Below are 26,344 nucleotides of genomic sequence, written 5' to 3'. Positions count from 1 at the left end.
CCAGCCAACCGGTGTGCTACCCTGCGCACCGGTTTTTTGCATCTGGAACCCCGCGACATGACAAGCCCGCTTCCCCCGTTTGACTGGGACATCTTCTGCTGCGTAGTGGACAACTTCGGTGACATCGGTGTCACCTGGCGGCTGGCCCGCCAGTTGAAACAGGAAGGAGCGCTCCCGGCGCAGGAGAGTGAGGTTCAGGTGCGGCTCTGGGTGGACGATCTGGCGAGCTTCGCCCGCATCTGCCCTGGGCTCGACCCGGCGCAGGAGAGCCAGTGGGTCGACGGCATCCATATCCAGCACTGGCACGAGACCCTGCCGGCGGACACCATCCCGGCCCGGGTGGTGATCGAGGCGTTCGCCTGTGAACTGCCCGCCCCCTTCGTCGCGCAGATGGCGAGCCAGCCAAGCCCCCCCTGCTGGCTCAACCTCGAATACCTCTCGGCCGAGAGCTGGGTCGAGGATTGCCATGGCCTCGCCTCACCCCAGCGTCTCGAGAGCCAGAGTCTCGGCAGCCTGAGTCTCAACAAATACTTCTTCTTCCCGGGCTTCACCGCCAGAACCGGCGGCCTCTTGTGCGAGCGCGGTCTCATCGCCGAGCGCGAGCGCTGGCAACAGGATGAAGCGGGACTAAACGCCTACTGGGCGAGCCTGGGCCTGCCCCCCAAACAGGAGCTCGAGCTGCGGGTCAGCCTCTTTACCTACGAGAGCGCCGCCCTGACCAGCCTGGTCGAGAGCTGGTGCCAGAGCGCCATCCCCGTCACCCTGCTGCTGCCGCTCGGGCGCTCCCTCAACGACGTGCTCACCGGCGCCGGGCTGGCAGATGCCGTCCCCACGGCCCGGGCGGGGGAGCTGCTGCGCTCGGGCAACATCGCCATCAAGCTGCTGCCGATGACCGATCAGGCCGGTTACGATCGGCTGCTATGGAGCTGCGATCTCAACCTGGTGCGCGGCGAAGACTCCTTCGTGCGGGCCCAGTGGGCTGCCCGCCCCTTCCTCTGGCATATCTACCCGCAGGAAGAGCAGGCGCACATGGTCAAACTGGACGGCTTTCTCGACCACTATCTGGCAGAGCTGCCCGCCGCCACCGGCCAGTGGCTGCGCGGTTTCAGCCATGCCCTCAATCAGGGGGAAAATACCCGCGAATGGTGGGCCCAATGGCCGGGTCACGCCGCGATATGGCAGCAACATGGGCGACACTGGTCACATAAGCTGCTCCAGGACGGGGATCTCGTCACGAGGTTGGTGAAATTTTTAGAAAGCCGTATATAATCTGGCAGTTTTTATCCGTCCGTTTCACGAACAGGAATTTTTTACATGAAAACCGCACAGGAAATCCGCGCTGGTAACGTAGTCATGATCGGCACCGAGCCGATGGTGGTCCAGAAGGCTGAATTCAACAAATCCGGCCGTAACTCCGCCGTGGTCAAAATGAAGCTGAAAGGCCTGCTGAACGGCAGCGCCACCGAGACCGTCTTCAAGGCCGACGACAAGCTGGACGTTGTTCAGCTGGAACGTAAAGAGTGCACCTACTCCTACTACTCCGACCCGCTGTACGTATTCATGGATACCGAATACAACCAGTACGACGTCGAGAAAGACAACCTGGGTGACGCGCTGAACTACCTGGTAGACGGCATGGAAGATCTGTGTGAAGTGACTTTCTACAACGAGAAAGCCATCTCCGTAGAGCTGCCGACCACCATCGTGCGCGAAGTTGAGTACACCGAGCCGGCTGCCCGTGGCGACACCTCCGGTAAAGTGACCAAGCCTGCCCGTCTGAAGGGCACCACCTACGAGCTGGCCGTTGCCGCCTTCGTAGAGATCGGTGACAAGATCGAAATCGATACCCGCACCGGTGAGTTCAAGCGTCGCGTCAACTAAGTTGACCCCTTGGATCAGTGGTAAAAAAGCGAGCCGTCGGCTCGCTTTTTTTATGGGCGCATAGGCCCCCTGGCTGTATTCGCGGCGCAAACATGGCTAAATGGGACATGCTGGCTTTTGCCATCCCTCGGAGCGCCCCATGACATCCCTGCACAAAGCGCTGTTGTTGCTGTTGACCCTGCTACTGCTGCTCCTCTCCGGCTGGCAACCCTATGACAGGGCGACCTGGCTGATGGAGGTCGCGCCCGTGCTCATCGCCATGCCGCTGCTTGTCCTGACGCACCGCTCTTTTCCGCTCACCAGCCTGCTCTATCTGTGCATCACCCTGCACGCCATGGTGCTGATGCTGGGTGGCGCCTATACCTACGCCCGTGTCCCGCTCGGGTTCGAACTGCAGCAGTGGCTTGAGCTCGGTCGCAACCCCTATGACAAGATTGGCCACTTCTTCCAGGGCTTCGTGCCCGCCCTGGTGGGCCGGGAGGTCCTGCTGCGCGGAGATTATGTGCAGGGCCGACGCATGCTGGCGTTTCTGGTGGTCTGCGTGGTGCTCGCCATCAGCGCCACCTACGAGTTCATCGAGTGGGGGGCGGCCCTTGCGCTCGGTCAGGGGGCGGATGAGTTTCTCGGCACCCAGGGCGATCCCTGGGATACCCAGTCCGACATGTTCTTCGCCCTGATTGGCGCCGTCAGCGCCCTGCTGCTGCTCTCCCCCCTGCACGACCGGCAGCTGGCCGGGCTGGCAAGCCTCAAGCGGCCGTCACGCTAGCGCTGCCACTTCCCCTTCAGAAATCCGGCCTGGTGCCGCTAACCCGAATAACCGGGGGAGCGCACTATGGCCAGACTGTTCTTATCACTGCTGTTACTGACCCTGCTGGCAGGCAACCCCTTGCAGGCCAGCGAGGGCACACCGCTCACGCCGCTCGACTACTGGCAGAACAGCGACTGGCAGGGGCTGCCCAACAGCACCCAGATCGACAAGCAGACGGTGCTGTTTGCCAAGCACGACAGCGACAGCTACGTGGGGCTCGCCATCCTCTTGCCCGACTGGCAGCGCAGCGGCCAGCTGTGGCAGCTGACCCGGGCCCTCGGCCGGCTCGGCTTCGACACCCTGCTGCTGCTCCCCTCACCGCAGCAAACCGAATTTGACCCCGCCGCCGAGAAGAAACAGCAGGCCATCGACGACTTTCGCAAGCAGTTTGCCACCCGCATCAGCAAGCTGGGAGACGCCAAGCTGCAGGAGGGGGGCTTCAAGCTGATACTGGCACAGGGCACAGGCGCCGCCTGGGCCACCAACCTCATCGCCAGCGAACAGCTGCCCGCCCCCGATGCGCTGGTGCTGCTCGACGGCTTCTTCCCCGACCAGCAGAGCAACCAGATCTTCGCCAAGGAGATCGCCCAGGCCACCATGCCGACCCTCGACCTCTATCAGGAGGATGGCGGACGCTGGCCGCTGCTGGCCGCCGAGGCGCGCAGAAGCGAGAGCCGCCGCAGCCACAAGCTCAACTACCGCCCCTACGCCCTGCTGGAGCTGGATGAAACGCCAACCCGGATCCAGGGCTGGCTCACCCACCTCGGCTGGCTCTGACGCCAAAAATGCCGCCTGTCTCACATCCGGCGCGATTGCCAAGGCCTTGAGGTGCAGCAAACTGGCCCTCGGCCGCCGATGTTTGGCATCATGGACGCCTCAACGGCAGGAGGCTTCATGCAGCAAATTGTGTTTCTCGACAGCGATACCCTGGATACCGGCATCACCCTGCGCCACCCCGACTTTCCCCATCACTGGCAGAGCTACCCGAGCACGGCCCCCGAACAGGTAGTGGCGCGGCTCAAAGACGCCAGCATCGCCATCATCAACAAGGTGCGCATCGGCGCAGCCGAGCTGGCCCAGCTGCCGGAGCTCAGACTCATCGCGCTGGCGGCCACCGGCAGCGACAACGTGGATCTGGAGGCGTGCCGCGCCGCCAACGTCGGGGTATGCAACATCCGCAACTACTCGGGCCCCTCGGTACCGGAGCACGCCATGGCGCTGATGCTGGCCCTGGCGCGCAACCTCTTCTGCTGGCGCCAGTCGCTGCTGGAGGGGCGCTGGCAGCAGAGCGGCCAGTTCTGCTTCTTCGATCACCACATCACGGATCTGCACGGCAAGCGGCTCGGCATCATCGGCAAGGGTACCCTCGGCCAGGCCCTCGGCGAGCGGGCCAGGGGGATCGGCATGGAGGTGCGTTACGCCCAGAGCCAGGTCGGCGCCAGCCACGACGAGGATCGACTGCCGCTGGACGAGCTGCTGCAAAGCGCCGACGTCATCAGCCTGCACTGCCCGCTCACCCCCTATACCCGCAACCTCATCGGCGAGCGGGAGCTGGGGCTGATGAAGCCGGGTGCCCTGCTGATCAACGTCGGCCGCGGCGGTCTGGTGGATGAGGAGGCCCTGCTGCTAGCGCTGGCCAACGGTCGCCTCGGCGGCGCCGGTTTCGACGTGGCGAGCGTCGAGCCGCCGCCCCCCGACCACCCCTTGATGAAGGCGCTGCAGTACCCCCACTTCATCCTCACCCCTCACGTGGCCTGGGCCAGCGAGGAGTCGATGCAGCGCCTCGCCGATCAGCTGATCGACAACATCAACGCCTTCGCCGAGGGGCGCCGCCAGCACCGGCTGGTGTGAACCCTCTGGTGACCAAAACGAGAGAGGGGCCCGTCGGCCCCTCTCTCAATGCTGGCTGCGATCAATCATCGTCGTGCCATCTGTGTTTCTTGTGCTTCTTGTGTTTCTTGTAGTGCCTGTGGTCATCGTCGTAGTAGCGATCGTTGCTCTTGTGGCCATCCCCGGTCTTGGCCCCGATGGCAGAGCCGCTGGCCCCGCCGACGCCGGCCCCGATCAGTTGACCCGTGCTGCCGCCCACGCTCTTGCCGATGGCGGCCCCGCCCAGCGCCCCGACGGCCCCGCCCAGCGCCGCTTCATTCTTGTTGCCCTTGTTGGCCGTGGCCGCGCCACCGGCCGCTCCGCCCAGTGCCGCCCCCACCAGGGCGCCGGTGTCACCGCCCAGCTCCTTGCCGATCATGGTGCCGGCCACGCCGCCCGCACCGCCGCCCAGGATGGTGTTGAGGGTCTCCGACGCCTGCGCCGCACCGCTGGCCAGCAGCAGTGAGCCCAACAGGGCCAGGGCGCGCATGCCGTGCTTGTTCATCTCCATGGGGTACTCCTGTCAAACCTGATTAATTTCCCCGAACTATACGATTCCCGGCAAAGGGCGCCACTGTCGCAGCAGAGCGACACCCGGCCAGGCACGACCTGCCGCGTTGAACAGATCGTCATTAACCTTTTGAATTTGCTTACTAAAAAACAGATGCTGTGAAATAGCAGCGGGGACGTCACCCGGCCCCCCGGGCAGGGCGCTCCCGCTCACCCATGATCGATATGACAGGATCTGTCAGCATCTCCGTCCGGCCGGGGCCACTGCGTCAGCGACCAGCCGTCGCGCCCCAGCCGTTTGCTCCGGTAGAGGCACTCGTCGGCCCGCTCGAACAGCAAGGCCCCGTCCTCCGGGCAGTGGGCGCCGCCCACACTCAGGGTCACCGCCTCGTGAAACTCGCGCCAGCGCTGGTTGCGCACCCTGGTCAGCAACCGGGTCAGCCCCGCCTCCAGCTCGCCGCGCGGCCAGGGCAGCAGGGCAGCAAATTCGTCCCCCCCGACCCGGAAGACGCCGCCGCTGCCAAGCTCGGTCACCAGCAGTTCGGCCACCCGGCAGAGCACGCCATCCCCCACCGCATGCCCCCAGCTGTCGTTGATGCGCTTGAAGTGATCCACGTCGAACAGCAGCAGCCAGTGGGGTGTCGCGCGCTCTTCCAGCTCGGCGCGACGCTGGGTGAAGGCCCGCCGGTTCATGATGCCGGTGAGGGGATCGTGCAGCAGCGCATCCTGCCCCTGCAGAAAACTCGCCCACACCTGATCTATCTCGCTGAGGCTGTCGTGTACGAACCAGGTCTTCAGCCGGCCGGGTCTCTTGGCCTGGGTCGGATCCCGCACTATGCCGGTCAGCGAGCCCGCCACCAGCGCCTGCTCCTGATTGAACACCCGCACCAGAAAGTTGATGCTGCAAAACCAGATGGCAAACAGCAGGAGCAGCGGCAGCGCCACCATCAGCAGGGCTTCTTCAAGGTCGTCATGAAACAGCCTTGGCGGCAGATAGATGTTGAGATCCCAGTCGATATCCTCCAGCTCGCGGCGCAGGTGGCTGCCGTGCCAGATCACCGCCAGCCCGTTGTCCGCACCGCCCGGCTCGGCCGCTGACGGCTGATAGAGCCCCATGTTGCTGCCCACCACCAGCTTTCCGTCCTCCCGCGCACTGATGTAGATGGCCGCCCGGTTGCTGCCCATGGCCCGCTGCAACGCCTGTTCGATGGTGTTGAAGGACATGTCGACCATCAGCAGGCCGAGCAGTTGATCATCCAGCCCCTTTACCCGCTTGATGAGGGTCAGGATCGGCTTTTGGGTGTCGAACGCCGGATAGGGGCCGAGCCAGACGAGATCCGCCCCCGGCATCGACAATGCCCGATACCAGGGCCGGCTGACGGCACGATACTCGACCGGCTGCTGCCAGGCAGGGTAGCTGCTGAGGCGATCCGTCTGCGGGTGATAGAAGTAGATGTAGTGGCTGTCGCGCTTGATCTGGTGGGCAATGGCCCAGAGCGGGTTGTCGGCCGGCTCGCCGCGGGCGATGGCGGCCTTGTCCAGCGACGCCTCCAGCACGGCGATCTGACGCTGGTTGGCCAGCACCAGCTCGTGGATCAGGGCCGCTTCGAGGGAGGAGAGCATGTGACCGTAACCGGTCACCGTCTTGTCGATGCTGCGCAGATAGCTGGCCATCGCCAGGATAAGGGTGACCACCAGCATCAGGGCCCCCAACAAGAGGGTAAACGAGGTCAACAGATAATAACGCCGACTAACCAACCACTGGATCATCAACACTCCGCAACAAAAACTGGAATGCGAGAATTTTATGGTGCTCAAACGGAATTATTCATTGATTGATATCAGCCGGATTTCGGCTAACTGACAAAAAACACATAAACGTGATACTGCTCATCCATACGGTAGATATGTATATCAACAAAAAGTAAAAACAGTGACCACTGTGCGTTGACGGCTAACCCGCAAGAGGGTGTTATAGTCTACAACTCGAGCAATCGGAGCCGGATGGCCTTGCCAAGGATCACCGAAGACGATTCCCCGTCAAACAAAGGAGATGTTATGAGCAGTCCGTTTATCGAACAGATCAAAGTACGTCGTACCATCTATGCCCTGGGTGACCAGGTTTCCCATACGCCGGAGCAGCTGACCGCCCTCATCCAGGACGCCATCAAGCACAGTCCCTCCTCGTTCAACTCCCAGAGCTCCCGCGCCGTCATCCTGTTTGGTGCCCAGCATCACAAGCTGTGGGATATCGTCAAGGCAGAGCTGAAGAAGATAGTGCCGCCGGAAGCCTACGCCCAGAGCGAAGCCAAGGTGAATGGCAGCTTCCGCGCAGGTGTCGGCACAGTGCTGTTTTTCGAAGACACCGACGTCATCAAGGATCTGCAGCAAAAATTCGCCCTCTACGCCGACAACTTCCCCATCTGGTCGGAACATGCTACCGGCATCGCCCAGTTTGCGGTCTGGACCACTCTGGCCCAGGAGAAGATCGGCGCCTCCCTGCAGCACTACAACCCGCTCATCGACGAGGCGGTGCGCAAGGAGTGGAACCTGCCCGCCAGCTGGCTGCTGCGCGCCCAGATGCCCTTTGGCAGCATCCAGCAACCGGCCGGTGACAAGACCTTCATGGACGACGCCGTGCGTTTTCGCGTGTTCAAGTAATAGTCACATCGCCACTCAGGCCCCCGCTCGCGGGGGCTTTTTGTTGTCAGGTGAGCAGCGTCAGCTGCAGACCCTCAGCCTCCACCACCACACTCACCTGGCGCCAGTCCTGGATCAGGGCGCTGATACCAGGACTGAGCCGCTGCCTGCCCCCCACCTGTACCACCCGGCAACCCGCCCGCAGGGCGCTGCTGATGCCGGCGGGCGCATCTTCAAACACCAGGCAATCGGCGGCAGCCAGCCCCAGACGCTCGGCCGCCAGCAGATAGGGGTCGGGATCCGGCTTGCCGTACTCCACATCCTCGGCCCCCACCAGCAGGGCGGGCAGCGGCAGACCGGCGCTGCGCAGCCTATGCCTGGCCACCCGCTGACTGGCGGAGGTCACCAGCGCCCAGCGCTCGACGGGCAGACTTGCCAGCAGGGTCCGGGCGCCGGCGAGGGCCTCGGCCTGGCCGGTGTGATGGATCTCGAGATCATCGAGCAGGGCCACCTCCTGCGCCAGGTCGAGCTGCGGAGCCAGGGTGCGGATCACCTCCCGCGAGCGCACCCCGTGGCACATGGCCAGCACGGGCTCGGGATCCAGCCGGTGGCGGCGACACCAGAGCCGCCACACCGTCTCCACCTCGCCGGTGGAGTGCACCAGGGTGCCATCCATGTCCAGCAGCAGGGCGCGGGCCCGCAGCGTGAGTATGCTCATGAAACGGCTCCGGCCACGGCGGGTTCGGCCCCGGCCAGAATATCGCCGAAGGCCCGCCGCTGGGCTGCCTGCTCATAACAGGCCAGCGCCTGCTCGGCATTGCTCGCCCAGACTTGCAGCGGACCCACCGCAAAGCCCTGCTGCAACAGGCTGGTCAGCAGCTCCCCCGTCTCCGGTGCAGCCAGCGGCTGGGCCAGCACCAGATCTCCCTTGATCAAAAACAGATAGCGTTCGGCAGGCATGAATGACTCCTTGTTAGCAAGCTGACGGGGCCGACAGGGCCCGCTTCAGGTCTATTAGAACAAGGCAGTTAGATAATTTATAATCACAAAATGGCCACTTTCGATAACCAAACAGAATGAAATTCGATTTGAGACAGCTGCAGGCCTTCGTGACCCTGGCGGAGACCGCCAACTACCGGGAGGCCGCCAACCGCCTGTTCATCACCCAGCCGGCGCTCACCAAGCAGATCCAGGGGCTGGAACAGACCCTCGGCAGCACCCTGTTCAACCGGGGGCGCCACGGCGCCGAGCTGACCGCCATCGGCACCCAGCTGCTCACCCAGGCCAGGGCGCTGGTCGAGCATGGCAAGGGCTTTGAGCGCCACGCCCTGGCGCTGGCCAGCGGCATTGCCGGACGACTCAAGATTGGTTTCGGACTGTCGAGCTTTGCGCTGGCGCCGGCGCTGGTGGCCCGCTTCAAACAGCAGGCCCCCGATGTGATGGTGCACCTGCAGGACATGACCTCCGCCATCCAGCAGGAGCGGCTGCTGTCGGGCCAGCTGCAGCTCGGCTTCATGCGCCGGCCCCAGGCCCCGCAGCTTAGGGAGCACAGGTTGCTGACCGACCGGCTGGTGCTGGCGGTGCCGACCCAGATGACGCAGCCGGATCCGGCCGCCTTCGACATCGAGCAAGCCTTGGCCAGCCAGCCATTGCTGCAGATGGTGGGACACCGCTGCCCCGGCCTCAGCCAGCAGATCGCCAGCTTCCTCGGCGCCAACCGGCTGACCGGCATGGTGCAGGAGGCAGAAGATATCCAGACCCTGGTGGCGCTGGTGGCCGCCGGCATCGGCAACGCCATCCTGCCGCGCAGCGTCAGCTTCATCGCGGGCCGGGACGTCACCCTCTATCCCCTCTCCGGCCCCTGCTCCGAGTGGGAGATAAGCCTGGTGTGGAACCCTGACTTTGCCGACCCGATCCGCGATCGTTTCTTGCAACTGGTCGTCGACGCCCATCCCGAGCCGCAGCCGGCCGGGCCACAGCGTTAACAGCAAGCAGAATCGTTCATAGAGAGCAGGGTCGCAGGCAGGATAAAACGAGGGATATCAGGGGGATGGCAGGGCACTGCAGCTGACGTTGTGGCAACGATTCTTGCCCCCCTGCTTGGCCAGATAGAGCGCCATGTCGGCGGCGCTCAGCAGCTCCTCCTCCGAGACGCGGGCCTGCTGCGGCAGCAGGGTGGCGATGCCGACGCTGGCGCTGAGCCTAAGGGTGTCCGCCCCCTGGATCAGCAGCTCGCCGATGCCGAGACGAATGGCCTCCCCCATGCGGGCGGCGGCCTCTGCCCCGGTGTTGCCGAGGATCAGGGCAAACTCGTCGCCGCCGAAACGGCTCGGCAGATCGGTGGCTCGCTGGCAAAAGGTGCTCAGCAGCCGACCCACCTGCTGCAAGAAGTCATCCCCCACCTGATGGCCGAAGTGGTCGTTGCACAGCTTGAAGTTGTCCAGATCCAGCATGATGAAGGAGAGCGGGGTCTGTTCGCGCATGCTGCGCCGCCACTCGTTGTGCAAAAAGCTGTTGAACAGTCGCCGGTTGGCCAGCCCGGTCAGCGGGTCGTGCAGGGAGAGGTAGGCCATGTCCAGCTCCTGCAGCTTGCGCTCCGTGACGTTGATGTGGCTGATGGTGTAGAACTCGACCTCGATACCCGGGATGGCGGAGACCCGCATCATGAACCAGCGCTGGGTGTCCGGGCTGTGACAGGGGTACTCCAGATGAAAGTGCTGCTGTTCATGGCGCAGCACCCGCCGGATCCCCTCCGCCGCCATCAGGGCCAGCGGCTCCACCGAGTTGTCGCACACCCGCAAGTAGTTGACCCCCAGCCAGTCATAGCTTGCCGGCATGCCATTCTGCTCGGCAAAGCGATTCCAGGCGAGGTTGGTGTAGTGGATGACGCCGTCCCGGTCGATCACCGAGATCTGCTCCTCCAGCGAATTGAGCAGCGCGGCCAGGTATTGCGCCCGATCGGAGAAGTGAAACAGTGAGCCCTGAAAATAGTCCGCCATGACCGCACTCCTCACCCAAAAACGACGTCCCCGGCATGGCCGCGGCAACCGGAGCCATCCCGGCCCGTCCGCGTGTTGCCAATGACCGGGGCCACACCTGCCATGACCCGACCAGCAAGATAATGATAGATGATCAACGACTTGAGTCGGCTCCCGAGCCCGCTAGTGGCCACACCACTGCCGCTCGCAGGGGATGCCGTCGCCCTCGCCGTCCATCCTGGTATTGGGGCAGTTTTGCAAAAACCAGGTCGCCTCCTCGCAGGAGGTCATCTGGGAGCAGTACTGCCGACCGTCGCACTGGCGGACGAAGGTGGCGGCCTGCTGCGGGTGGTCCGAGGGGTCGACCTCTGCCTGGCTGAACGAGGAAGTGGCGGTAGGTGAGACCGACTCGGCCGAGAAGCGGGAGTAGAGGGAGAAGATCCCGACCAGCACCAGCAGCGGGATGAGCTTGCCGCGCCAGTGGCTGCGGCGCCGGTTGGCGGGGCGAGGACGTGTGTGCTGCGGGGTAGGCCCGCGGCCCGCCGGGATGCGATTGCCCTCCGACATGCGGCGACCCGCCAGCGTGGGTCGACTCTCATTGCCGTCTGCCAGCGACAGGGGACGCTCGGGGAAAAACACCTGCTCGGCCCTGGGCTTGCCATCCTGGCCGGCCCCCACCAGGTAGGAGACCCGCTCCCCCGCCATGGGCGGCAGGCCGTCGCACCTCAGTGCCGAGATGTGCACGAACAGTTCGGCCCCTTTCGGGGCACCCTCGCCCTGCTCGGGCGCGATAAAACCAAAGCCGCGCGCCTCGTTCCAGCGCACGATCCGTCCCTGATCACGCATGTCCCCATCCTTGTGGCCATCGATGCTCGCTTCATGTTGCCCAAAATGGCTGCGGCCCGACAGGGGGCCGCAGACAAAATGTCAAAACAGTGAGCAAGCTCCGCCTGCCGCCGGGATCAGGCCAGCTGGGCCACCTTGATGATCTCGGCGATGCGGCCGAGCAGACGCAGCGAGGCGTGGTGCTCGTTGGCATCCGCCGCCGCGCAGGCATCTTCCAGGATGGTGATGGCGTAATCCCGATCGTGACCCTCCCGCGCCGCCGCCTGAATGGCCCAGCCAGTGCTCACCCCGCACAAATAGAGGTGCTCGATGCGATTGGCCCGTAGCGCCGGCTCCAGCGCCGTGCCGTAGAAGGGGCTGACCCTGTGCTTGGTCAGCACCAGATCGCCGGGTTGCACGTCCAGATCAGGGTGAAAGTCGGTGCCGGGGTCGGCCAGCGACAGCGCCCCGAACTGGTGGGCCCGGCCAAACATGGGGGAGCCCTTGGGCTGCAGCAGATAGTGCGGGTCAAAGCCCACCTTGATCTGCACCACCAGCCAGCCGTGGGCGCGGGCATGGGCCAGCGCCTGGTTGGCGTGCGCGATGGCGTCCTGCTCCAGCACATGGGCCGCCGAGGCGGCAATGCGCCCGTCCGGGTGGGCGATGTCGTTGATGAAATCGATCACCAGCAATGCCTTGTTCATGGGCTCTCCTCCCTCATGATGGCGCCACGCGCCTTAAACCAGCCCCAGCGCATAGCGTAGCGCCATCTCCTTGAGCGGGCCCGCCTTGTCCGCCAGATTGAGGGCCAGGTTGCGGGCCAGCTTGAGCGGGCCTATCTCGTTGCTGAAGACGCCGTAGAAGAGATCCATCCCCGACTGCATCAGCAGGTTGTCCGGGCGGCGCCGCCGTTCATAGCGGATCGCCAGCTCGGGCTTGTGCCACTCGGTACCGGCACTGTGCAACAGATCCGCCCAGCAGGCCACATCCTTGAAGCCGAGGTTGACCCCCTGCCCCGCCAGCGGGTTGATGGTGTGGGCGGCATCGCCCAGCAGCACCACCCGGCCGGCGTGGTAGTCGTTGGCGTGACGGCGCACCAGCGGGAAACTCCCCTTGCCGGTCACGGAAAAACCACCGAGGCGAGCCGGGAAGTGGCGGCGCACCTCGACGGCCAGCCCCTCGTTGCTCATGGCCGCCAGCGCCCGGATACGGGCCGGACTGTCATACCAGACCAGGGAACCGTGCCGGCCCGGCAGCGGCAGGAAGGCGCGCGGGCCGCTCGGGGTGAACTGTTGCCAGGTGATGTCTTCCTGCTCGAAGTCGGTGTCGATGTTGATCAGCATGCAGTGCTGGCGGTATTCAAAACGCGACACCCCGATGCCGGCCAGCTGGCGGGTGCGGGATTCGGCGCCATCGCAGGCCAGCACCCAGCGGGCGGCCAGCTCGCTGCCATCATCCAGGGTCAGCACCGCCTCGTCCGCGCCCTGGCGCAGGCTGGTCACCGCCGCCGGGGTATGGGTCTGGATGTTGGGGAAATCTTCCATGCGTCTGAGCAGCGCCAGCTGCACCAGCCGGTTCTCGATAATGTAGCCGAGCTGGGGCAGGCCGAGGTCGGCGGCGTTGAAGTGGGTGGCGAAGCCATCCAGCTCCCAGGTCTCCAACCGGCGATAGGGGCACAGCCGCATCTGTTGCAGGTGTTGCCAGGCACCGGCCTGCTCCAGCAGCGCCACCGAAGCCTGACTGATGGCGGAGACCCGCAGATCCAGCGGCTGCTCGGGGGCGTACTGCTCCGGCAACCGGGTCTCGATGACCCGGATGGAGAGGCCCTGCGCCGCCAGCAGACAGGCGGTGGCGGCGCCGACCATGCCGGCCCCGACGATGGCGATATCACACTGTTCCATAACTTGATTCCTGCAAGGGGTGGGCCCGGGCAAGGGGAGAGCGCAGCCGGACCGAATGGTCACATGATAACGCAAGGGGCGCCGAGAAACAGTGAAGGCCGTGGAGAATTAGTGCGCCAAATCAAGGAGAAAGCCGATGACTCTCGGGGCGGCTACGGCTGCGTTCCGGCCATGGCGGGCTGGATATTTGCTAGGCAGTCTCCGGATTGCGGAGTAAAATGCCCGGTCCTTTGACCATGCCGCATTCAAAACAAGTCAAGAGAAGCAATGAGCAAGAAACTTCACATTAAAACCTGGGGCTGCCAGATGAACGAGTACGACTCGTCCAAGATGGCCGACCTGTTGGATGCCAGCAATGGCTACACGCTGACCGAAGAGCCTGAAGAGGCAGACGTCTTGCTGCTCAACACCTGCTCCATCCGCGAAAAGGCGCAGGAGAAGGTGTTCCACCAGCTGGGACGCTGGAAAAAACTGAAAGCGAACAAGCCCGGTCTGGTGATCGGCGTGGGCGGCTGTGTCGCCTCCCAGGAGGGGGACAACATTCGCACCCGCGCCCCCTATGTGGACATAGTGTTCGGTCCGCAGACCCTGCATCGCCTGCCCACCATGATCAAGCAGGTACAGGAGGGACGTGGCGCCCAGGTGGACGTCGCCTTTCCCGAAATCGAGAAGTTCGACAGCCTGCCCGAGCCGCGCGCCGAAGGGGCGACCGCCTTCGTCTCCATCATGGAAGGCTGCTCCAAATACTGCTCCTTCTGCGTGGTGCCCTACACCCGCGGCGAGGAGGTGAGCCGTCCGCTCGACGACGTGCTCTATGAAATTGCCCAGCTCGCCCAGCAGGGCGTGCGCGAAGTGAACCTGCTCGGCCAGAACGTCAACGCCTACCGGGGCCCGACCTTCGACGGCGGCATCTGCACCTTCGCCGAGCTGCTGCGACTGGTGGCCGCCATCGACGGCATCGACCGCATTCGCTACACCACCAGCCACCCCATCGAGTTCACCGACGACATCATCGAGGTCTACAAGGACACCCCGGAAGTGGTCAGCTTCCTGCACCTGCCGGTGCAGAGTGGCTCCGACCGCATCCTGACCATGATGAAACGCCCGCACACCGTGCTGGAGTACAAGTCCAAGATCCGCCGCCTGCGCGCCGCCCGTCCCGACATCACCATCAGTTCCGACTTCATCGTCGGCTTCCCGAACGAGACGGACGAGGATTTCGAGGCCACCATGAAACTCATCGAGGATATCAACTTCGACATGAGCTTCAGCTTCATCTACAGCCCGCGCCCCGGTACCCCGGCCGCCGACCTGCCCGATGATGTCGACATGGAGGTGAAGAAAGCCCGCCTGAGCCGCCTGCAGCACGTCATCAACAACCAGGCGATGCAGATTGGTCGCGCCATGCTGGGCTCCACCCAGCGCATCCTGGTGGAAGGGCCCTCCAAGCTCGACCCCATGCAGCTGTGCGGCCGCACCGAGAACAACCGGGTGGTCAACTTCGAAGGCCCGCACACCCTGATCGGCGGCTTTGCCGACGTGGAGATCACCGAGGTGCGCCCCAACTCCCTGCGCGGCAAATTCCTGCGCGGCGAGAACGAGATGAACCTGCGCATCGCCACCGCCCCGAGCGAAATCCTGGCCCGCCGCCCGGACAACGTACCGGACCAGCTGGGCGTGGCCGCCTTCACTCCCCACTAATCTGTTCACCCCATCCGGCCCCGGCCGGATGGGGTCGCGTCAAGACGAGGACACTTTGAGCCGACACCTCTCGACCCTGAATCTGCATCTGGAACCCGCCGACAACCAGCGTCTCGCCAGTCTGTGCGGCCCGTTCGATGACAACATCAAACAGCTGGAGCGCCGCCTCGGCGTCGAGATCAGCTACCGCGACAACCACTTCCAGCTGCTGGGCAAGCAAGCCCAGGTGGACGCGGCCGCCGTCATCATCAAGCATCTCTATGTGGAAACCCAGCCGCTCAAGGGCGGCAAGGTGACCGACATCACCCCCGACATGGTCCATCTGGCCATTTTGGAGTCGCGGGTGCTGGAGCAGGATGACGAGCCGGCGCCGAGCATCCCCTACGGCAAGGAGGTGACGGTCAAGACCAAGCGTGGCCTCATCAAGCCGCGCAGCCCCAACCAGGCCCAGTACATCGCCAATATCGTGCGCCACGACATCTGCTTCGGCATAGGCCCTGCAGGAACAGGCAAGACCTATCTGGCGGTGGCGGCGGCGGTGGATGCGCTGGAGCGCCAGGAGATCCGTCGCATCCTGCTGACCCGGCCGGCGGTGGAAGCGGGCGAGAAGCTCGGCTTCCTGCCCGGCGATCTCTCCCAGAAGGTGGACCCTTACCTGCGCCCGCTCTACGACGCCCTGTTCGAGATGCTGGGCTTTGAGCGGGTGGAGAAGCTGATGGAGCGCAACATCATCGAAGTGGCGCCGCTCGCCTACATGCGCGGCCGCACCCTCAACGACGCCTTCATCATCCTGGACGAGGCCCAGAACACCACCACCGAGCAGATGAAGATGTTCCTGACCCGCATCGGCTTCAACTCCAAGGCGGTGGTCACCGGTGACATCACCCAGATAGACCTGCCCCGCAACCAGAAGTCGGGCCTGCGCCACGCGCTGGAAGTGCTGCAGAATGTCGACGGCCTGTCGTTCAACTTCTTCCAGTCCGCCGACGTGGTGCGCCACCCTGTGGTGGCCCGCATCGTGCAGGCCTACGAGGCGTTCGATGCCAAACAGGCGGCCGACAAAATCGCCACCCACACCAGTAAAGAGAGTGCCCAATGAGCGTGACCCTGGATCTGCAACTGGCCAGTGCCAGCACCGACGGCCTGCCGAGCGAGGCCCAGCTGCAGGGCTGGCTCGACGGCACCATTCTCGGCTTCCAGCAGGAGGCCGAAGTGACGGTGCGCATCGTCGACGAGGCGGAGAGCAACGAGCTCAACCTCACCTATCGCGGCAAGGACAAGCCCACCAACGTGCTCTCCTTCCCGTTCGAGGCACCGCCCGGTCTGGAACTGCTGCTGCTGGGCGATCTGGTGATCTGCCGCCAGGTGGTGGAGCGCGAAGCCATTGAGCAGGGCAAGCCGCTGATGGCCCACTGGGCCCATATGGTTGTGCACGGCAGTCTCCATCTGCTAGGTTATGACCATATCGAGGATGACGAGGCCGAAGAGATGGAAGCGCTCGAGCGCGACATCATGCAGGAGCTCGGTTTCGCCGATCCTTATCTGAACGACGAAGAGTAAACCGCGGGATGGTCATCGCCTTGAAACAGCCGATGGCCATCCTCATATAGCCACAACGATTTCAAGTGTGTTCATACGAGTAACCAAGAGAGAAAATGACCGACGATCACCCTAGTACCGGCTCGCCGAAGAAAACCTGGCTCGACAAACTCAGCCAACTCTTCCAGGGCGAGCCAAAAGACCGCAACGATTTGGTGGAAGTGATAGCCGACGCCGAAGAGCGCGATCTCATCGATCAGGACACCAAGGACATGATCGAGGGGGTGCTCGAAATTGCCGAGCTGCGCGTGCGCGACATCATGATCCCCCGCTCCCAGATGGTGACCATCGAGAAGTCCCAGCCGGTGGACGAGATCCTGCCGGTGATCATCGAGTCGGGCCACTCCCGCTTCCCGGTGATCAACGAGGACAAGGATCACGTGGAGGGCATCTTGCTCGCCAAGGATCTGCTGCCGTTCGGGTTCGGCGGCCACCACGCCAGCGAGCCGCTGCAACTGGAGAATATCCTGCGCCCCACGGTGATCGTGCCCGAGAGCAAGCGGGTCGACCGGCTGCTCAAGGAGTTTCGCGAAGAACGCTACCACATGGCCATCGTGGTGGACGAGTTCGGCGGCGTCTCAGGTCTGGTGACCATCGAGGACATCCTTGAGCTCATCGTCGGCGAGATCGACGACGAATTCGACGACATCGAAGACGAGCCGGACGAGATCCGCCGCATCAGCAAACGGGTCTTCTCGGTGAGCGCCCTCACCGAGATCGAGGATTTCAACGACTTCTTTGGCACCCAGTTCAGCGATGAAGAGGTGGATACCGTCGGCGGTCTGGTGATGCACGCCTTCAGCCACCTTCCCAAGAAGGGCGAGGAGATCGAGCTGGACGGCTACCTGTTCAAGGTGATGCATGCCGACAAGCGTCGTCTGCAGCAGCTGCAGGTGAAGATCCCCGACAATCATGTCGCGGCCCAGTCCGAGGCCCAATAAGCCCTGGTTCGAGTCAACAGCGCCCCGCCCGTCGGGGCGCTGTTCGTTTGACCACATACAACCCCTGTTTCCCACCGGCTACCGGGCCCGTCATCACCCTTTTATCCCCTCGCTTCGGGCCGTCGGCCGGGAGGCTCGCCGTTGACCGCCTTTACGGGTTAAGATACCGGCCATTCAACCCATAGCAGTCCAATCCGAGCCTCATCGCCCGTGAAATTACAGCCCGCAAAATCGAAACTTCTGACCAGCCTGTTTGCCATGGCCTCTGGCGCCATCGCCGTGCTGGCCTTCTCCCCCTTCAACTACTGGCCGCTGGTGATCCCGTCCCTGCTCGGCCTCTATGCCCTGCTGGACAAGGCCACCCCCAAGCAGGCTGCCTGGCGCGGCTTTGGCTACGCCATGGGGCTGTTTTTGCCGGGGCTGTGGTGGATCCACGTCAGCATGACCATGTTCGGCGGCATCGCCCTGCCGGTCGCCTTCGTGCTGCTGGCCGGGCTGTCGGCCTATCTGGCGCTCTATCCGACCCTGGCCTGCTGGCTGTTTGCCCGTTTCTTCCGCGAACGTCACTGGAGCCGCTGGCTGCTCGCCTTCCCGGCGCTCTGGCTGATGGCCGACTGGCTGCGTGGCTGGGTGATGACCGGCTTCCCCTGGCTCTGGTTCGGCTACAGCCAGATCGACGGGCCCCTCAAGGGCTTTGCCCCCATCCTCGGCGTGCAGGGCATCACCCTCGCGCTGTTGCTGACCGCCTCCGCCCTCTGGCTGCTCTGGCAGAGCCGCAAGCCGGCCTGGTTGCTGGTGCCGGTGGCTCTGGTGGGCGCCGCCCAGGGGCTGATGCAGCTCAACTGGGTGACCCGAGGTGAACCGGTCAAGGTGGCGCTGGTGCAGGGCAATATCGAGCAGTCCCTCAAGTGGGATCCGGAGGCCCTGGTGCCGACGGTGCGCAAGTATCAGGATCTCAGCCGCGAGAACCAGGATGCCGACATCATCGTCTGGCCGGAATCCGCCATCCCGGCCATCGAGAAGGAGATGGGCAACTACCTGGAGAGCCTGGACAAGGCGATGAAGGTGAACGATACCGGCCTGCTGGCGGGGATCATCCATTACGATCTCGAGCAGCAGCGCTTCTTCAATACCGTGCTCGGCATGGGAGTGCAGGATGCGGAGGGCAAGGAGTCCTACTACTACCAGCACAAGAACCGCTACTACAAATATCACCTGCTGCCCATCGGCGAGTTCGTGCCGTTTGAAGATCTGCTGCGCCCCATCGCTCCCTTCTTCAACCTGCCCATGTCCTCCTTCAGTCGCGGGGACGAGGTGCAACCGAACCTGATCGCCAAGGGGCTCAAGTTTGCCGCCGCCATCTGCTACGAGATCATCTTCCCGGATGAGGTGCGCCGCAACGTGCAGCCGGATACCGACTTCCTGCTGACCGTCTCCAACGACGCCTGGTTCGGCACCAGCATCGGTCCCTGGCAGCACATGGAGATCGCCCGCATGCGCGCCCTCGAGCTGGCCCGCCCGCTGCTGCGCGACACCAACACCGGCATCACCATAGTCACCGAGATCGACGGCAGCATCATCGCCCAGATCCCGCAGTTCGAGGCTGGCGTGCTGCGCACCGAGGTGCGTCCCGCCCACGGCGTGACTCCCTATCTGCGCTTTGGCAGCTGGCCCATGTACGGTCTGGCCGCCGCCCTGCTGGCACTGGCCCTGTGGCTGCGTCCCCGCGCCCACCCCTGGGCGCGCAAGGGCTGAGGCAACACAAGGCAGATAAACAAGAGAGGCGCCCAGGGGCGCCTCTCTTCTGTTCAGTCTGATACCCGCTCAGAACCTGTTCAGGCTCTGCAACGAGAGGTCGTCAGCAAGGTGAAGATCCGCGCAGGAACCGGAGCGTATAGATATACGTGAGTCCGAGCAGCACATGAGCCTTGATCACGGCCTCGCAGTAAGAGTGTGGACAGGTTCTCAGGGCGAGAGCGGCTCACGGTGATACTCATCGGCCCCGCACTCGGGACAGGAGCCTAGCTGCTCGGGGTGCAGCACGGTATGGCGCCACTCGCAGTGATCGCACACCAAGACCCCGAGCCCCACCCAGTCACCGGCGCGGTAGACCCCCTTGTGCTCCAGCTCGTCCGCCAGCTCCTGCCACTCCACCTGGGTGCGGTCGGTCACGTCCGCCAGCCAGGACCAGGCGGTGTCCTTGAGCGCCAGCATGAAGGCGGACTCCTCCACCTGCTCATCCTTGCGCCCCTCGTCATAGTTGCCCAGATCCCGCTTCACATACTCGGCGATCAGCGCCAGCTCGTCCTGGGTCAGATCCCCGGCCGCCTCCAGATAGGCCTGTACCTTGGCGATCATCCGGTTGAGGCGCTCCCCCTGGAACTGTTCTGTCTCTTGCCACTGCTTCTGCAGTTCGGCAATGAAGGCTTCGTACCCTTTTTGACGTTTGTCCATGGCCGTTACTCCTCTACTGAACCCTGATCGAGCCCGGCTTAAGGCCCGAGGGACGCTGGCGGTTGTTGCCGCCGCAGGATATGGGTATTCTATTGCGATTTCCCAGCTGATTTATCTATCCATTTCACAGATCCGGATGTCACCAATGCAAGAGCAATACGTTCCCCAATCCATAGAACCAGCAGTGCAAAAGCACTGGGATGCCAAGAAAACCTTCAAGGCGGTGGAGAAAGTAGACAAGGAAAAGTTCTACTGCCTCTCCATGTTCCCCTATCCGTCTGGTCGTCTACACATGGGGCACGTTCGCAACTACACCATAGGTGATGTGATCTCCCGTTATCAACGCCTCAATGGCAAGAACGTGCTGCAACCCATCGGTTGGGACGCCTTCGGCCTGCCGGCGGAAAACGCCGCCATCAAGAACAACACTGCGCCGGCCCCCTGGACCTACGAAAACATCGAATACATGAAGAACCAGCTGAAGATGCTGGGTCTGGGTTATGACTGGGATCGCGAGCTGGCCACCTGCAAGCCGGACTACTACCGCTGGGAGCAGTGGTTCTTCACCAAGCTCTACGAGAAGGGTCTGGTCTACAAGAAGACCTCCTCCGTCAACTGGTGCCCGAACGACATGACGGTGCTGGCCAACGAGCAGGTTGTCGACAACTGCTGCTGGCGCTGTGACACCCCGGTGGAGCAGAAAGAGATCCCCCAGTGGTTCATCAAGATCACCGACTACGCCGAAGAGCTGCTCAACGACATCGACAACCTGGAAGGCTGGCCTGAGATGGTCAAGACCATGCAGCGCAACTGGATTGGCCGCTCCGAAGGGGTCAACATCAGCTTCGCCATCGAGGGTCAAACTGAGCATCTCGAGGTCTACACCACCCGTCCGGACACCTTCATGGGCGTGACCTATGTCGGCATCGCCGCCGGCCACCCACTGGCGCTGCAGGCTGCCGAAAGCAATCCGGAGCTTGCCGCCTTTATCGAAGAGTGCAAGAACACCAAGGTGGCCGAAGCCGAGCTCGCCACCATGGAGAAGAAGGGCATGGCCACCGGCCTCTACGCCATTCACCCGCTGGATGGCCGCAAGGTGCCGGTCTGGGTCGCCAACTTCGTGCTGATGAACTACGGCACCGGCGCCGTGATGGCAGTACCGGGTCACGACCTGCGCGACCACGAATTCGCCACCAAGTACGGCCTCGAGATCAAGCCGGTCATCAAGCAGGCCGACGGTGAAGCGCCGAACGTGATCGAAGCCGCCTACGCCGAGAAGGGTGTGCTGTTCAACTCCGGCGAGTTCGACGGCCTCGACTTCCAGGGCGCTTTCGATGCCATCGCCAACAAGCTGGAAGCCCTCGGCCACGGCAAGCGCACCGTCAACTACCGTCTGCGCGACTGGGGTGTCTCCCGTCAGCGCTACTGGGGCGCCCCCATCCCCATGCTGACCCTGGCTGACGGCACAGTGGTGCCGACCCCGGAAGATCAGCTGCCGGTGCTGCTGCCGGAAGACGTGGTGATGGATGGCATCCAGAGCCCGATCAAGGCCGATGCCGAGTGGGCCAAGACCACCTACAACGGCCAGGAAGCGTTCCGGGAAACTGACACTTTTGACACCTTTATGGAGTCCTCCTGGTACTACGCCCGCTACTGCTCCCCGGACTACGACAAGGGCATGCTGGATCCGGCTGCTGCCAACCACTGGCTGCCGGTGGACCAGTACATCGGTGGCATCGAGCACGCCTGTATGCACCTGCTCTACGCCCGCTTCTTCCACAAGCTGCTGCGTGATGCGGGCCTGGTGAACAGCGACGAGCCGTTCAAGCGCCTGCTCTGCCAGGGTATGGTGCTGGCTGACGCCTTCTACTACAAGGACGAGAAGGGCGGCAATGTCTGGGTCAGTCCGCTCGACGTCAAGGTTGAGCGCGACGACAAGGGTCGCATCACCAAGGCGGTCGACCTCGAAGGCCGTGAAGTGATGCACTCCGGCATGACCAAGATGTCCAAGTCCAAGAACAACGGCATCGACCCGCAGCTGATGGTGGAGCGTTACGGCGCCGATACCGTGCGTCTGTTCATGATGTTCGCTTCCCCGGCCGAGATGACCCTGGAGTGGTCCGACTCCGGTGTAGAAGGTGCCCAGCGCTTCCTGCGCCGCCTGTGGCGCATCACCTTCGAGCACGTCTCCGGTGGCGCCGTTGCCGCGCTGGATCTGGCCGCCCTCACCAGCGACCAGAAAGCCGTGCGCCGCGAGCTGCACAAGACCATCGCCAAGGTGAGCGACGACGTGGGTCGCCGTCAGACCTTCAACACCGCCATCGCCGCCATCATGGAGCTGATGAACAACCTGGCCAAGCTGGGCAGCGACGCTCAGGATCGCGCCCTGATGCAGGAAGCGCTGGAAGCTGTGGTGGTCATGCTCTACCCCATCACCCCGCACATCGGCTTCGAGCTGTGGAAGATGCTGGGCAAGGGCGACGACATCGATCACGCGGCCTGGCCGGTGGCCGACGAGGCCGCCATGGTCGAGACCGAGAAGCTGGTGGTGGTGCAGATCAACGGCAAGATGCGCGGCAAGTTGACCGTGCCGGCCGAGATCAGCCAGGCCGACGTCGAGAAGCTGGCCATGGCCGATGCCTCGGTACAGAAGTTCACCGACGGCCTGACCGTACGCAAGGTGATCTACGTGCCGGGCAAGCTGCTCAACATCGTAGCCAACTGATACCATATCGCTTACTGGCAACCGGGTACCGGTTCGGGTCGACGCAACTGCGTCGCCAACGGAGCGGTTGCCAAGCGGTCACAGCAAACGGATGATAACGGCGGGCCCTGCGCCCGCCGCTCTTCACTTCATGCAAAGAGGATTTTCTATGGGCACCACCCTCACCCGCTGGATGGCCATCCTGCTGACCGGTCTGCTGCTGCAGGCCTGCGGCTTCCAGATGCGCGGCACCGCCATCCCGCCCGAGTTGATGACCATGAAGGTGGTCGGTGACAACAAGAGCGACTTCTACCGGCTGGTCACCACCCGCCTCAAAGCCGCTGGCGTCGAACTCGCCGACAAGGAGGGCATTCCGGTGCTGACCCTGTCCGGCGTCGGCAGCACCAGTCAGGTCGCCTCCGTCGACTCCATCGGCCAGGCCCGTGAGTACGTGCTGGGCTACAACACCCAGTTCACCGTCTCCATGCCGGGCAAACCGACCCAGGTCTTCCCCATCGCCTTCAACCGCAGCTTCCTGAACAAGCCGGACGCGGCGCTCGCCTCCTCCCGCGAGCAGGAGCAGCTCGGCAAGGAGATGCAGGAGCAGGCCGCCAACCTGGTGATCCGCCAGCTCAGTCAGGTCAAATTCTGATGCGCCCATCCTGATGAGAGTGTGTTGATGAGAGTCTATCCCGAGCAGTTTGCGGATCATCTCAAGGCAGGGCTCAAGCCCTGCTATCTCATTTTTGGGGACGAGCCCTTGCTCAAGCTGGAAGCCATCGATGCCGTGCGCCAGGTGGCGCGCAAACAGGGCTTCGATGAGCGCCACAGCTTCGTGGTGGAACAGGGGCTGGACTGGAATCAGGTCTACGATGCCTGCCAGGCCATGAGCCTCTTCTCGGCCCGCCAGATCATCGAGCTGGAGCTGCCGGCCAAGGTCGACAAGGAGTTGGCCGCCCGCATCAGCGAGATCGGCAAGCAGCTGCACCCCGACCTGCTGCTGGTACTGAGCGGCAATCGTCTCAACCAGACCCAGATGAAGGCAGCCTGGTTCGACAAGCTGAGCCAGAGCGGCACCTATGTGCCGGTCAACCACCCCGAGCCCCGCTTCTTTCCGCGCTGGATGAGCGCCCGCTTCCAGCGCTTCGGCCTCAAGGCGCTGCCGGATGCGGTCAACTTCATGTGCCACTCCTACGAGGGCAACCTGCTGGCCGCCAGCCAGGAGATAGAGAAGCTGACCCTGCTCTCGCCGCCCCAGCCCATCAACGTCGCCTATCTGCAGGAGACCATCATCCGCCACGCCCACTTCACCCCGTTCCAGCTCATCGACACCCTGCTGGAAGGGAAGGTGAACCGGGCCCAGCGCATCCTGCTGGCCCTGCGCGCCGAAGGCACAGAGCCCGGCATGCTGGCCTGGACCCTGTGCCGCGAGCTGGAGCAGCTCACCGAGCTGGCGCTGGCGGCCCGCGCCGGTCAGCCCCTGGTGGAGCATTTCAGCCGCCTGCGCATCTGGCAGAGCCGCCAGCAGCTTATTCAGCAGGCGCTGACCCGGCTCCCCTTCGCCAAGCTGCAGCAGTTGTGGCAGCTGATGGCCCGCCTCGACGACGCCCAGCGTCGCTTCGATACCGAGCAGGCCTGGCTGATGCTGCAGACCATCGCCCTCGGTTTTCGCGATGGCACCCCCTTGCCGCTGGCGGGATCTGATGCATGAGCCAGCCCGTCGACATCCCGCCCATCACCGGAGGGGAACCCATGCTGCAGCCGCCCATCGGCATTCTGGGGGGGACGTTCGATCCCATCCACATCGGCCATCTGCGCCCGGCCATCGAGGCCCGCGACGCTATTGGTCTGGCCGAAGTGCGCCTGTTGCCGAACCATATCCCGCCCCACCGCGCCAGCCCCTTCTGCTCGAGCGAGCAGCGTCTGGCCATGGTTGCCCTGGCGGCGGCGGAAAACCCGGGCTTCGTGGTGGATGAGCGGGAGCTCAAGCGCGATACCCCCTCCTGGACCATCGACACCCTCATCGAGCTGAGGGGCGAGCTGCCGGACACCCCGCTCTGCTTTCTGATGGGGATGGACTCCCTGCTGAGCCTGCCGAGCTGGCACCGCTGGCAGGAGCTGCTCGATTACGCCCACCTGGTGGTGAGCACCCGTCCCGGCTGGCAGCCGGATTACCCGGCCGACGTGGTCGCGCTGCTGGCCCGCCACCAGACCCGCGAAGTGGCGGAGCTGCACCGGCGGCGCCACGGCCGCATCTGGCTGGCGGACAACCTGCCCGTCGAGCTGTCGGCCACCCGGCTCAGAGAGCGCTTGGCGGCGGGGGCGGATCCCCGCTATCTGCTGCCGCCATCGGTGGCGGAGTACATCCGCCAGCAAGGGCTCTATCGACCGGCCTGAACCCGGTTTGCCGGGGTGGTTGTCCGACGCGGATCGCGCACTATAGTGATCAACAGGGGGCCGTTTTCCGAGCGGGCACGGCCCCTGTTCCACTCCCCTTCACCGGACTGGGAAACGGGAGTGACCATGATATAATCCGCCGCCCTCACGCCGTGAAAGCGCGCCGGAATACAGGAGAGACTCATTGCAAGGCCAAGAACTGCATGCCTTTATCGTCGACAAGATCGATGACATGAAAGGCCGCGACATCATCACCCTCGATGTGCGCGGCAAATCCAGCATCACCGACACCATGATCATCTGCTCCGGCAACTCCAGCCGTCACGTCAGCGCCATCGCCCACCATCTGGCCAGCGAAGCTCGCCATGCCGGGCTCGATCTGCTGAGCGTGGAAGGCCAGCTCACCGGCGAGTGGGTGCTGGTGGATCTGGGCTCCGTCATCGTCCACGTGATGCAGGATGAGCATCGCGATTTCTATCAGCTGGAAAAACTCTGGAGCAACACCGCTCAGGTGAATGCGCAATAAACGAGCACAAGTGTAACGACCGATGAAAATCCAGTTGATTGCGGTGGGCACCAAGATGCCCGCCTGGGTAGAGCATGGCTTCGAAGAGTATCGCCGCCGTTTCCCCAAAGACATGCCATTCGAACTTGTCGAGATCGGCGCCGGAAAACGTGGTAAAAATGCCGACATTCCCCGCATTCTGCAAAAAGAGGGGGAAGCCATGCTGGCTGCCGCCGGCCGCTCGCGCATCGTGACCCTGGACATCCCCGGCAAACCCTGGACTACCGAGCAGCTGGCCGTGCAACTGGAAGCCTGGAAGCTCGATGGCCGCGACGTGGCCCTGCTGGTGGGTGGCCCGGAAGGGCTCTCCCCCGAGTGCAAGGCTGCCGCCGAGCAGAGCTGGTCGCTGTCGCCGCTGACCCTGCCCCATCCGCTGGTGCGGGTGCTGGTGGCCGAGAGCCTCTATCGCGCCTGGAGCATCACAACCAATCATCCGTATCACAGAGAGTGAACCATGCGCTATTCCAGCATCACCCTCACATACCCGTATCACAGAGAGTGAGCCATGCACTATCCAAGCATTCCCCTCTCAAACCCGAATCACAGAGCGTGAGCATGCACATCTGCACCC

The 26,344-nt window shown here is 63.6% G+C and carries 27 protein-coding genes; 18 read left to right on the top strand and 9 right to left on the bottom strand.

Translation table 11 applies throughout. The annotated features are described in order from the left end of the window. Positions 1 to 57 precede the first annotated feature (57 nt). The 5 genes from earP to ACB031_RS05790 all read left to right on the top strand — a co-directional run bounded on the left by earP (position 58) and on the right by ACB031_RS05790 (position 4,540). Positions 58 to 1,269: an elongation factor P maturation arginine rhamnosyltransferase EarP gene (earP, locus tag ACB031_RS05810; RefSeq protein ID WP_371139185.1), complete on the top strand. Its 1,212-nt coding sequence runs from the start codon at positions 58 to 60 to the stop codon at positions 1,267 to 1,269. A gap of 45 nt (positions 1,270 to 1,314) precedes the next feature. Further along, positions 1,315 to 1,881 carry an elongation factor P gene (gene efp / locus ACB031_RS05805; protein WP_005298294.1) on the top strand — a complete coding sequence of 189 codons (567 nt, stop codon included), beginning with the start codon at positions 1,315 to 1,317 and terminating at the stop codon, positions 1,879 to 1,881. Positions 1,882 to 2,020: 139 nt separating this feature from the next. Next, positions 2,021 to 2,647, top strand: a complete 627-nt coding sequence (locus ACB031_RS05800; protein ID WP_195878992.1) for a DUF2238 domain-containing protein — start codon at positions 2,021 to 2,023, stop codon at positions 2,645 to 2,647. A gap of 66 nt (positions 2,648 to 2,713) precedes the next feature. Beyond that, positions 2,714 to 3,466, top strand: a complete 753-nt coding sequence (locus ACB031_RS05795; protein WP_005298290.1) for a DUF3530 family protein — start codon at positions 2,714 to 2,716, stop codon at positions 3,464 to 3,466. Between the two features lie 117 nt (positions 3,467 to 3,583). Further along, on the top strand, positions 3,584 to 4,540 hold the full coding sequence (locus ACB031_RS05790) for a D-2-hydroxyacid dehydrogenase (protein WP_206220561.1): 957 nt from the start codon (positions 3,584 to 3,586) through the stop codon (positions 4,538 to 4,540). 61 nt (positions 4,541 to 4,601) lie between these two features. Here ACB031_RS05790 and ACB031_RS05785 read toward each other — a convergent pair whose 3' ends face one another. Beyond that, positions 4,602 to 5,069: a YMGG-like glycine zipper-containing protein gene (locus tag ACB031_RS05785; protein ID WP_005298287.1), complete on the bottom strand. Its 468-nt coding sequence runs from the start codon at positions 5,067 to 5,069 to the stop codon at positions 4,602 to 4,604. Positions 5,070 to 5,278: 209 nt separating this feature from the next. Continuing rightward, positions 5,279 to 6,838, bottom strand: coding sequence for a diguanylate cyclase domain-containing protein (locus ACB031_RS05780; RefSeq protein ID WP_371139184.1), 1,560 nt, complete (start codon positions 6,836 to 6,838; stop codon positions 5,279 to 5,281). A gap of 288 nt (positions 6,839 to 7,126) precedes the next feature. Here ACB031_RS05780 and ACB031_RS05775 point away from each other — a divergent pair, with 288 nt between their 5' ends. Beyond that, a complete protein-coding gene (locus tag ACB031_RS05775) occupies positions 7,127 to 7,729 on the top strand; it encodes a nitroreductase family protein (protein WP_017780555.1) in 603 nt (200 codons plus the stop codon). 46 nt (positions 7,730 to 7,775) lie between these two features. Here the strand turns inward: ACB031_RS05775 and ACB031_RS05770 are convergent, their stop codons facing one another. Further along, the gene (locus ACB031_RS05770; RefSeq protein ID WP_095592203.1) at positions 7,776 to 8,426 is read right to left on the bottom strand and encodes an HAD-IA family hydrolase; all 651 of its coding nucleotides are present in this window, start codon (positions 8,424 to 8,426) and stop codon (positions 7,776 to 7,778) included. Then, positions 8,423 to 8,668, bottom strand: a complete 246-nt coding sequence (locus ACB031_RS05765) for a hypothetical protein (protein ID WP_017780557.1) — start codon at positions 8,666 to 8,668, stop codon at positions 8,423 to 8,425. The genes ACB031_RS05770 and ACB031_RS05765 overlap by 4 nt, the downstream gene beginning before the upstream one ends. A 116-nt stretch (positions 8,669 to 8,784) precedes the next feature. Between ACB031_RS05765 and ACB031_RS05760 the strand changes: the two genes are divergently transcribed. Then, the gene (locus tag ACB031_RS05760; protein WP_139725031.1) at positions 8,785 to 9,693 is read left to right on the top strand and encodes a LysR family transcriptional regulator; all 909 of its coding nucleotides are present in this window, start codon (positions 8,785 to 8,787) and stop codon (positions 9,691 to 9,693) included. Positions 9,694 to 9,750: 57 nt separating this feature from the next. On the opposite strand, the gene ACB031_RS05755 is transcribed toward ACB031_RS05760, so the two are convergent. The 4 genes from ACB031_RS05755 to ACB031_RS05740 all read right to left on the bottom strand — a co-directional run bounded on the left by ACB031_RS05755 (position 9,751) and on the right by ACB031_RS05740 (position 13,412). Next, complete coding sequence (locus tag ACB031_RS05755; RefSeq protein ID WP_371139183.1) at positions 9,751 to 10,707, bottom strand: diguanylate cyclase; 957 nt, start codon at positions 10,705 to 10,707, stop codon at positions 9,751 to 9,753. 162 nt (positions 10,708 to 10,869) lie between these two features. Then, positions 10,870 to 11,532, bottom strand: a complete 663-nt coding sequence (locus tag ACB031_RS05750; protein WP_371139182.1) for an excalibur calcium-binding domain-containing protein — start codon at positions 11,530 to 11,532, stop codon at positions 10,870 to 10,872. Between the two features lie 116 nt (positions 11,533 to 11,648). Then, a complete protein-coding gene (locus tag ACB031_RS05745; RefSeq protein WP_371139181.1) occupies positions 11,649 to 12,215 on the bottom strand; it encodes an isochorismatase family cysteine hydrolase in 567 nt (188 codons plus the stop codon). A gap of 33 nt (positions 12,216 to 12,248) precedes the next feature. Next, positions 12,249 to 13,412 (bottom strand): FAD-dependent monooxygenase, encoded by a 1,164-nt coding sequence (locus ACB031_RS05740; protein WP_371139180.1) that lies wholly within the window; start codon positions 13,410 to 13,412, stop codon positions 12,249 to 12,251. A 267-nt stretch (positions 13,413 to 13,679) separates the two neighbouring features. Between ACB031_RS05740 and miaB the strand changes: the two genes are divergently transcribed. The 5 genes from miaB (at position 13,680) to lnt (ending at position 19,408) form a co-directional block, all read left to right on the top strand. After that, on the top strand, positions 13,680 to 15,113 hold the full coding sequence (gene miaB, locus ACB031_RS05735) for a tRNA (N6-isopentenyl adenosine(37)-C2)-methylthiotransferase MiaB (protein ID WP_005298264.1): 1,434 nt from the start codon (positions 13,680 to 13,682) through the stop codon (positions 15,111 to 15,113). 55 nt (positions 15,114 to 15,168) lie between these two features. After that, the gene (locus ACB031_RS05730; protein WP_213343733.1) at positions 15,169 to 16,212 is read left to right on the top strand and encodes a PhoH family protein; all 1,044 of its coding nucleotides are present in this window, start codon (positions 15,169 to 15,171) and stop codon (positions 16,210 to 16,212) included. Next, entirely contained in the window at positions 16,209 to 16,673 is a 465-nt protein-coding gene (ybeY, locus tag ACB031_RS05725; RefSeq protein ID WP_211052660.1) for an rRNA maturation RNase YbeY, read from the top strand. Before ACB031_RS05730 ends, ybeY begins: the two co-directional genes overlap by 4 nt. A gap of 95 nt (positions 16,674 to 16,768) precedes the next feature. Next, entirely contained in the window at positions 16,769 to 17,653 is an 885-nt protein-coding gene (gene corC / locus ACB031_RS05720; RefSeq protein WP_005298259.1) for a CNNM family magnesium/cobalt transport protein CorC, read from the top strand. A 258-nt stretch (positions 17,654 to 17,911) separates the two neighbouring features. Beyond that, on the top strand, positions 17,912 to 19,408 hold the full coding sequence (gene lnt / locus ACB031_RS05715; RefSeq protein ID WP_010633154.1) for an apolipoprotein N-acyltransferase: 1,497 nt from the start codon (positions 17,912 to 17,914) through the stop codon (positions 19,406 to 19,408). Positions 19,409 to 19,618: 210 nt separating this feature from the next. Here the strand turns inward: lnt and ACB031_RS05710 are convergent, their stop codons facing one another. Next, complete coding sequence (locus ACB031_RS05710; RefSeq protein WP_279451433.1) at positions 19,619 to 20,107, bottom strand: zinc ribbon-containing protein; 489 nt, start codon at positions 20,105 to 20,107, stop codon at positions 19,619 to 19,621. A 145-nt stretch (positions 20,108 to 20,252) separates the two neighbouring features. Here ACB031_RS05710 and leuS point away from each other — a divergent pair, with 145 nt between their 5' ends. The 6 genes from leuS to rlmH all read left to right on the top strand — a co-directional run bounded on the left by leuS (position 20,253) and on the right by rlmH (position 26,224). Beyond that, positions 20,253 to 22,832, top strand: a complete 2,580-nt coding sequence (gene leuS / locus ACB031_RS05705; RefSeq protein ID WP_139397224.1) for a leucine--tRNA ligase — start codon at positions 20,253 to 20,255, stop codon at positions 22,830 to 22,832. A 148-nt stretch (positions 22,833 to 22,980) separates the two neighbouring features. Beyond that, the gene (gene lptE, locus ACB031_RS05700) at positions 22,981 to 23,463 is read left to right on the top strand and encodes an LPS assembly lipoprotein LptE (RefSeq protein WP_005298250.1); all 483 of its coding nucleotides are present in this window, start codon (positions 22,981 to 22,983) and stop codon (positions 23,461 to 23,463) included. 27 nt (positions 23,464 to 23,490) lie between these two features. Beyond that, positions 23,491 to 24,522: a DNA polymerase III subunit delta gene (gene holA / locus ACB031_RS05695; protein ID WP_324039633.1), complete on the top strand. Its 1,032-nt coding sequence runs from the start codon at positions 23,491 to 23,493 to the stop codon at positions 24,520 to 24,522. Between the two features lie 41 nt (positions 24,523 to 24,563). Further along, entirely contained in the window at positions 24,564 to 25,208 is a 645-nt protein-coding gene (gene nadD, locus ACB031_RS05690) for a nicotinate-nucleotide adenylyltransferase (RefSeq protein WP_139753246.1), read from the top strand. 184 nt (positions 25,209 to 25,392) lie between these two features. Beyond that, positions 25,393 to 25,734 (top strand): ribosome silencing factor, encoded by a 342-nt coding sequence (rsfS, locus tag ACB031_RS05685; RefSeq protein ID WP_005298244.1) that lies wholly within the window; start codon positions 25,393 to 25,395, stop codon positions 25,732 to 25,734. Between the two features lie 22 nt (positions 25,735 to 25,756). Next, positions 25,757 to 26,224: a 23S rRNA (pseudouridine(1915)-N(3))-methyltransferase RlmH gene (rlmH, locus tag ACB031_RS05680; RefSeq protein WP_005298242.1), complete on the top strand. Its 468-nt coding sequence runs from the start codon at positions 25,757 to 25,759 to the stop codon at positions 26,222 to 26,224. Positions 26,225 to 26,344: the final 120 nt, after the last annotated feature.

The sequence above is a fragment of the Aeromonas sp. S8(2024) genome (assembly GCF_041403085.1).
GTDB classification, from domain to species: Bacteria; Pseudomonadota; Gammaproteobacteria; order Enterobacterales; family Aeromonadaceae; genus Aeromonas; species Aeromonas dhakensis.
This window is presented reverse-complemented; position numbering and strand designations above follow the sequence as displayed.

What these genes read in the sequence shown, in the direction of transcription:
- earP (WP_371139185.1), top strand. Translation starts at nt 58, where the DNA reads ATGACAAGCCCGCTTCCCCCGTTTGACTGGGACATCTTCTGCTGCGTA.
- lnt (WP_010633154.1), top strand. Translation starts at nt 17,912, where the DNA reads ATGGCCTCTGGCGCCATCGCCGTGCTGGCCTTCTCCCCCTTCAACTAC.
- miaB (WP_005298264.1), top strand. Translation starts at nt 13,680, where the DNA reads ATGAGCAAGAAACTTCACATTAAAACCTGGGGCTGCCAGATGAACGAG.
- efp (WP_005298294.1), top strand. Translation starts at nt 1,315, where the DNA reads ATGAAAACCGCACAGGAAATCCGCGCTGGTAACGTAGTCATGATCGGC.
- ACB031_RS05740 (WP_371139180.1), bottom strand. Translation starts at nt 13,412, where the DNA reads ATGGAACAGTGTGATATCGCCATCGTCGGGGCCGGCATGGTCGGCGCC.
- ACB031_RS05745 (WP_371139181.1), bottom strand. Translation starts at nt 12,215, where the DNA reads ATGAACAAGGCATTGCTGGTGATCGATTTCATCAACGACATCGCCCAC.
- ACB031_RS05710 (WP_279451433.1), bottom strand. Translation starts at nt 20,107, where the DNA reads ATGGACAAACGTCAAAAAGGGTACGAAGCCTTCATTGCCGAACTGCAG.
- ACB031_RS05750 (WP_371139182.1), bottom strand. Translation starts at nt 11,532, where the DNA reads ATGCGTGATCAGGGACGGATCGTGCGCTGGAACGAGGCGCGCGGCTTT.
- rlmH (WP_005298242.1), top strand. Translation starts at nt 25,757, where the DNA reads ATGAAAATCCAGTTGATTGCGGTGGGCACCAAGATGCCCGCCTGGGTA.
- corC (WP_005298259.1), top strand. Translation starts at nt 16,769, where the DNA reads ATGACCGACGATCACCCTAGTACCGGCTCGCCGAAGAAAACCTGGCTC.
- nadD (WP_139753246.1), top strand. Translation starts at nt 24,564, where the DNA reads ATGCTGCAGCCGCCCATCGGCATTCTGGGGGGGACGTTCGATCCCATC.
- ACB031_RS05800 (WP_195878992.1), top strand. Translation starts at nt 2,021, where the DNA reads ATGACATCCCTGCACAAAGCGCTGTTGTTGCTGTTGACCCTGCTACTG.
- ACB031_RS05790 (WP_206220561.1), top strand. Translation starts at nt 3,584, where the DNA reads ATGCAGCAAATTGTGTTTCTCGACAGCGATACCCTGGATACCGGCATC.
- ACB031_RS05765 (WP_017780557.1), bottom strand. Translation starts at nt 8,668, where the DNA reads ATGCCTGCCGAACGCTATCTGTTTTTGATCAAGGGAGATCTGGTGCTG.
- ACB031_RS05795 (WP_005298290.1), top strand. Translation starts at nt 2,714, where the DNA reads ATGGCCAGACTGTTCTTATCACTGCTGTTACTGACCCTGCTGGCAGGC.
- lptE (WP_005298250.1), top strand. Translation starts at nt 22,981, where the DNA reads ATGGGCACCACCCTCACCCGCTGGATGGCCATCCTGCTGACCGGTCTG.
- ACB031_RS05775 (WP_017780555.1), top strand. Translation starts at nt 7,127, where the DNA reads ATGAGCAGTCCGTTTATCGAACAGATCAAAGTACGTCGTACCATCTAT.
- ACB031_RS05760 (WP_139725031.1), top strand. Translation starts at nt 8,785, where the DNA reads ATGAAATTCGATTTGAGACAGCTGCAGGCCTTCGTGACCCTGGCGGAG.
- ACB031_RS05770 (WP_095592203.1), bottom strand. Translation starts at nt 8,426, where the DNA reads ATGAGCATACTCACGCTGCGGGCCCGCGCCCTGCTGCTGGACATGGAT.
- ACB031_RS05780 (WP_371139184.1), bottom strand. Translation starts at nt 6,838, where the DNA reads ATGATCCAGTGGTTGGTTAGTCGGCGTTATTATCTGTTGACCTCGTTT.
- ybeY (WP_211052660.1), top strand. Translation starts at nt 16,209, where the DNA reads ATGAGCGTGACCCTGGATCTGCAACTGGCCAGTGCCAGCACCGACGGC.
- ACB031_RS05755 (WP_371139183.1), bottom strand. Translation starts at nt 10,707, where the DNA reads ATGGCGGACTATTTTCAGGGCTCACTGTTTCACTTCTCCGATCGGGCG.
- holA (WP_324039633.1), top strand. Translation starts at nt 23,491, where the DNA reads ATGAGAGTCTATCCCGAGCAGTTTGCGGATCATCTCAAGGCAGGGCTC.
- leuS (WP_139397224.1), top strand. Translation starts at nt 20,253, where the DNA reads ATGCAAGAGCAATACGTTCCCCAATCCATAGAACCAGCAGTGCAAAAG.
- ACB031_RS05785 (WP_005298287.1), bottom strand. Translation starts at nt 5,069, where the DNA reads ATGGAGATGAACAAGCACGGCATGCGCGCCCTGGCCCTGTTGGGCTCA.